The following is a 5285-nucleotide window of genomic DNA, read 5'->3' as shown; positions in this document are numbered from 1 at the left end:
GCCCCACCGGCACCGCCCGCCGCGGCACCGGCGCCGCCACCGGCGGCCGCACCCGTCGGCCCCGCCGTCAGGCTCGCCGCCCCGGCCGCCAGGCCGCCACCGATCGGCAGCGCGTGCCCCAGCACCCCGAGCCCGGCCAGGCCCAGCACCAGCGGAGCGACGACGCCGCGCATGCCGTGGCTGACGTCGCCCAGCTCCAGCACCAGCCCACGGCACCGGCCGCACTCGTCGAGGTGCGCCTCCACCGCCTTGGTGTCCCGCGCGCCGAGCCCTCCCCGCACGTACCCGCCGAGCTTGCCGGACACCGCACGGCAGGCCTCGGTGAGCGGCTCGTTCAGGTGCTGCTGCAGGTACGCCTGGCGCAGACCCTCCCGGGCCCGGTACGCCAGCGCGGCGGTGCTGTTGGCCGTCAGCCCCAGCAGCGGCGCGATCTGCGCCGGCTGCAGCCCCTCGACCTCGCTGTGCCACAGCACGGCCTGCCACCGCTCGGGCAGCGAGGCGAACGCCCGGGCGACCAGCCCGCGCTCGAGCCCCGCCAGCGCCGGTTCGGCGGCGTCCGCCTCGGGCAGCGCCCCCGCCTCGAGGACGGCGACGTCGTCCGTCGCCTGCGTGCGGCGACCCGCGTCACGACGCACCGCGGCGACCCGGCGGACCACGGTGAACAGGTAGGCGCGGAACGCCTCGGTCGGTCCCGACCCGCGTTGCAGGGCGCCCCAGACGGCGGTGAACGCGTCCGCGACCACGTCCTCGGCGTCGGCGGTGGAGTCGGTGTGCTGGCGAGCGACCACCAGCGCCGCCCCCGCGTGCCGTTCGTAGAGCGCGCCGAAGGCTCCCGCGTCCCGCGTACGGGAGGCGGCGATCAGATCGGCATCGGACCGCAGGTCCGAGCCGACCCCTGCCGTGGCGCTCACGGGCGCTCCGATTCGTCCGGTATCTGCCACACCTAGGGTGCCACAGGGTCCGCCATGCGGGTGAATCACGTTCTCGCCCGCTGCATCGGCATCACGACGAGCCGGCTGAACCCTCTCTTCCGGCGTGACGACGGACATGGGCCCACAGGCCTTCCTCTCCGGCGGCCTCCCCGGAGACGGCTCGCGCGACCCGCGGCACCGTACCGACCCTGTGCCCGAGGGACTGCGCGACCAGTGGCGACGCAGCAGCCTGGCCTCGGTGTGGCTGCGGCCTTCGGACTGGTACCACCCCGCGGTGGACGCCCTGGCGGAGGCGGTGCTGACCGGCGGGGACCCGACGGACCCCGCGCAGGAGCTGGGCCGGGCGCGGTCGTACGACGGCGTCGGCCTCGGTGAGGCGCTCGACGACCTGGCGTGCCTGTACAGCAGCATGGGCGCGCACCAGCCGCCGATGCCGGTGGTCCGCGCGCTGTGCGAGGGCTGGACGGACGAGCAGGCGGGCGCGTTCACCGCGTGCACCAGCGTGGACGCCGAGACGGGCCTGCCCACGCAGCAGTACCTGCACCTGCGGCTGACCGAGGCATACGCCCGGAGCGAGGGCAGCCCGGGCTCCCTGACGGTGATCGACGTGGCCGCCGGGGAGGTGTCCGGGTTCCTGCGGGCGGCACGGTCCGCGGCGATGGGCGCCTCCCTCGACGCGGCGTTCGGACCCGGGTGGCCGATGGCCAGCCTGGGCGGCGGCGTCTTCGTCGTCGTCGGCCTGCACGACGAGGACCCGGCGGACCGCATCACCGCCCTGCGGGCCGAGATCGCCCGCCGCTGCTGCGACGTCGACGTGCGCGTCGCCACCCGCCTGCCGCTGAGGGTCACGACGCATCCGCTGCCGCCGACCAGGTCCGGCGCGGAGGCGCTGCTGACGCGCCTGACCCGCCGGGATCGGTGACGCCGGTGCGTTGACCCGTTCGGGTCAACGGAGGTCAAGAGCAGCCCACGTCCTGTCCACGCCCGGTCGCGTCGCAGGTCATGGGCGAGTTTTCCCGATCACGGGACAATCTCGGGATCAGCGCCTACCTTCTTTGTATGACCCCCGCCGGCCTTGCCCCGAGCGACCCCGCGGCGCCGGACGCCGCGCGGGACCAGGGTGCGTCCGCCGCCGCCGTCCCCGCTCCTGCCGAGGACCCGGGAACGCCGCACGTCGCTGCGGAGGGACCCGGACCCCTGCTGACCGCCGGCTTCTCGGCGGACGTGTACGCCATCTCCGAGACCCAGGTGCTGCGCCGCTACCGCTCCGGGCGGGACGCCGGGCCGGAGGCCGAGCTGATGCGGTACGCGCTCGCGCACGGTTTCCCGGTACCCAAGGCGGTGCACGTCGGCGGTCCCGACCTGGTGCTCGAGCGCCTGCACGGGCCCACGCTGCTGCAGGCCCTCGCTGCCGGGGTGACGTCGCTGCACGAGGGCGCGCACATCATGACCGACCTGCACGACAAGCTGCACCGGATCCCCGCGCCGCCCGCCTGGGCACCGTCGTCGCCCACCGACTGGCCGCACGTCTCCGGTGGTGACGTGGTGGTCCACCTCGACCTGCACCCGGGCAACATCGTCCTGTCCGAGGCCCACGGTCCGATGCTGGTCGACTGGGCGAACGCCAGGACCGGCACCGCGGAGCTCGACGTGGCGCTCAGCGCCCTGATCCTCGCCGAGGTGGCCGTCGACGCCGGCGGCGAGTACTCCGAGGCGGCGCGGGTGCTGCTCGCGGCATTCCTGGCCGGTACGCACCTGGACGTGCGGCCCGTGCTGGCCGAGGCCGCACACGTGCGTGCCAACGACCCGGCGCTGGTGGCCGGCGAGCGGGAGCTGCTGGGCGAGGCCGTCGGGCTGGTCCGGTCCATGGAGAACGTCACCCGCGACTGACGCTTCTGGCGGCTTGGCGCTGGGACCATCGTCCTGGCCGACGCGAGCGACAGGCGAGGTCGCCACCCGATCGGGTGCATCGCGACCCAGCTGGCCCACGCGAGCCACTCAGACGGTGCCGCCGACCGCCGATGGGCCGCGCGACGTCATCGCAGGGGGCGATGGCCGCGAGCTAGGGCAGGGCTCAGCATGTCGTCGATCCGCACGTCGTCTCTCAGCACGTCGTCTCTCGGCACGCCGTCGATCCGCACGTCGTCACTCGGCACGCCCTCCGGCGTCCGTCGCCGGGGGTTCCTCCGGTGGTGGGGCGACCGGTCGGTGAGCACCCGGATCCTCACCGCGGTGCTGGTCGCCTCGGTGGTCGCCCTCGGCGTCGGGGTGCTGGGCATCGTCGGCCTCGGCAGCACCAACGCCGCCGCGTCGTCCCTGTACCAGCGTGACGTGCTGGGGCTGGAGGAGGCGACGGCGATCCGCCGCGCCACGCTCCAGATGCGGCTGGACATCACCAACCAGGCGCTGTCCCTCGACTCGGCCGAGACCACCAAGTACGAGCAGGCCGTGATGGCCGACCAGAAGGACGTGCTCGACGCGGAGACCGCCCTGAAGGCCGTGGCGCTCAGCGAGCAGCAGAGCTCGGCGCTGCACGACTTCGACCAGAGCTTCACCGGGTACGTCGGCGTGCGCGACAACGCCCTGCTGCCGGCCGGCCGCGCCAAGGACATCACCACCTGGACCAAGGCCCGGGACGAGCAGGCCGCACCGTTGATCGACCAGATGGGCACCGCGATGTCCACGCTGGTCGACAGCTCCAAGTCGGCGGCGAAGGCCTCCGCAGCGGGGGTCACCACCGAGTACCGGAACAGCCGGCTGCTGATGATCGTCGCTCTCGGCGCCGGGCTGACGGCGGCCGTGGCGCTCGGCCTGCTCGTCGCGCGGGGCATCGTGCGGGGCATCGCCCGGGTGCGGGCCGTGTCGACAGCGCTGGAGCACGGCGACCTGACGGTCACCGCGGGCCTGACCTCGTACGACGAGGTCGGGCAGATGGGCCACGCGCTCGACCTGGCGGTGGGGACGCTGCGGACCACGCTCGGCACCATCGACGCCTCCTCGGCGTCGCTCGCCAGCGCCACCGAGCAGATGGCCGCCTCGAGCCAGCAGATCGCGTCGGCCGCCGAGGAGACGGCGGCGCAGGCCGGGGTGGTGTCGAGCTCGGCGGGCGAGGTGTCGCAGAACGTCCAGGCGGTCGCCGCCGGCGCCGAGCAGATGGGTGCCTCGATCCGCGAGATCGCGCAGAACGCCACCGACGCGGCGCGGGTGGCGGCCCAGGCGGTGTCGGCCGCGGCGGAGACGACCGCCACGGTGTCGCGGCTCGGCGAGTCGAGCCGCGAGATCGGCAACGTCGTCAAGCTGATCACGTCGATCGCCGAGCAGACCAACCTGCTGGCCCTGAACGCGACCATCGAGGCGGCCCGTGCCGGCGAGGCCGGCAAGGGGTTCGCGGTGGTGGCCGGGGAGGTCAAGGACCTCGCCCGCGAGACGGCCAAGGCCACCGAGGACATCGCCCGCCGCGTCGAGGCGATCCAGGGTGACACCGACGGTGCGGTCGCCGCCATCGGTCAGATCACGTCGGTGATCGGCGCGATCAACGACTACCAGACCACCATCGCGGCCGCCGTCGAGGAGCAGACGGCCACCACCAACGAGATGAACAGGGGCGTCACCAAGGCCGCCACCGGCGCCGGCGAGATCGCGGCGAACATCTCCGGGGTGGCCGACGCGGCCGCGGTGACCACCCAGGGGGTCGCCGAGTCGCAGGTGTCCGTCGCCGAGCTGGCCCGGATGTCCGTCGAGCTGAAGGACCTCGTCGGCCGGTTCACGGTCTGACCGCCTCGCGCGACAGCGCTGAGGGCGGCGCCGAAGGGGGGCGCCGGCCTCGGTCCTGCCGCAACCGGTCGCGGCACCCGCGTCGGCCGCCGGACAGCACGTAGGCCGGCGGCCCTCACGGGTGCGCCGGCCTGCGGGTGGGTCGAGCGGGGGTCAGAACTCCCAGTCCTCGTCCTGCGTGTTCACGGCCTTGCCGATCACGCAGGACGAGCCCGAGCCGGAGAAGAAGTCGTGGTTCTCGTCGGCGTTCGGCGACAGGGCCGAGAGGATCGACGGGTTGACGTCAGTCTCGTCCCGCGGGAACAGGGCCTCGTAGCCGAGGTTCATCAGCGCCTTGTTGGAACGACTCGAGCATGGTGCTCGCGACCTTGCGCTTGAGCGGCTCGTCACCCCGGTAGTACTGCAGCACGATCTCGGCCTTCCGCTGCAGGTTCGCGTTCTCCTCGCTCCACCGGAACGCCTCGTCGATCTCCGGGGTGGAGATCAGCGTGGAGAAGATGGACGAGTAGCTCTTCGCGTGCACCGACTCCATGAACGCGATGTTCGTGTAGACGGCCTCCTCGTGCGGGGTCAGCGCAT

General features: G+C 73.6%; 4 protein-coding genes and 1 pseudogene. 3 read left to right on the top strand and 2 right to left on the bottom strand.

Annotation, left to right across the window (positions count from 1 at the left end; translation table 11 throughout):
* Positions 1–911 (bottom strand): sigma-70 family RNA polymerase sigma factor (locus N0B34_RS18000; RefSeq protein ID WP_263732661.1); only part of this gene is annotated, 911 nt, incomplete at its 3' end.
* A 211-nt stretch (positions 912–1122) separates the two neighbouring features.
* On the opposite strand from N0B34_RS18000, the gene N0B34_RS17995 reads away from it, so the two are divergent.
* The 3 genes from N0B34_RS17995 to N0B34_RS17985 all read left to right on the top strand — a co-directional run bounded on the left by N0B34_RS17995 (position 1123) and on the right by N0B34_RS17985 (position 4706).
* Positions 1123–1854 carry a hypothetical protein gene (locus tag N0B34_RS17995; protein WP_263732660.1) on the top strand — a complete coding sequence of 244 codons (732 nt, stop codon included), beginning with the start codon at positions 1123–1125 and terminating at the stop codon, positions 1852–1854.
* A gap of 137 nt (positions 1855–1991) precedes the next feature.
* Complete coding sequence (locus N0B34_RS17990) at positions 1992–2822, top strand: phosphotransferase (protein WP_263732659.1); 831 nt, start codon at positions 1992–1994, stop codon at positions 2820–2822.
* 318 nt (positions 2823–3140) lie between these two features.
* On the top strand, positions 3141–4706 hold the full coding sequence (locus N0B34_RS17985) for a methyl-accepting chemotaxis protein (protein ID WP_263732658.1): 1566 nt from the start codon (positions 3141–3143) through the stop codon (positions 4704–4706).
* Between the two features lie 153 nt (positions 4707–4859).
* On the opposite strand, the pseudogene N0B34_RS17980 reads toward N0B34_RS17985, so the two are convergent.
* A pseudogene (locus N0B34_RS17980) lies at positions 4860–5285 on the bottom strand (ribonucleotide-diphosphate reductase subunit beta); the annotation flags it as partial.

Origin of the sequence: Cellulomonas sp. SG140, assembly GCF_025770785.1 — a bacterium.
In the GTDB taxonomy this organism is placed as follows: domain Bacteria; phylum Actinomycetota; class Actinomycetes; order Actinomycetales; family Cellulomonadaceae; genus Cellulomonas.
This window is presented reverse-complemented; position numbering and strand designations above follow the sequence as displayed.

Coding starts and splice junctions, on each gene's coding strand:
- N0B34_RS17990 (WP_263732659.1), top strand. CDS start 1,992: ATGACCCCCGCCGGCCTTGCCCCGAGCGACCCCGCGGCGCCGGACGCC.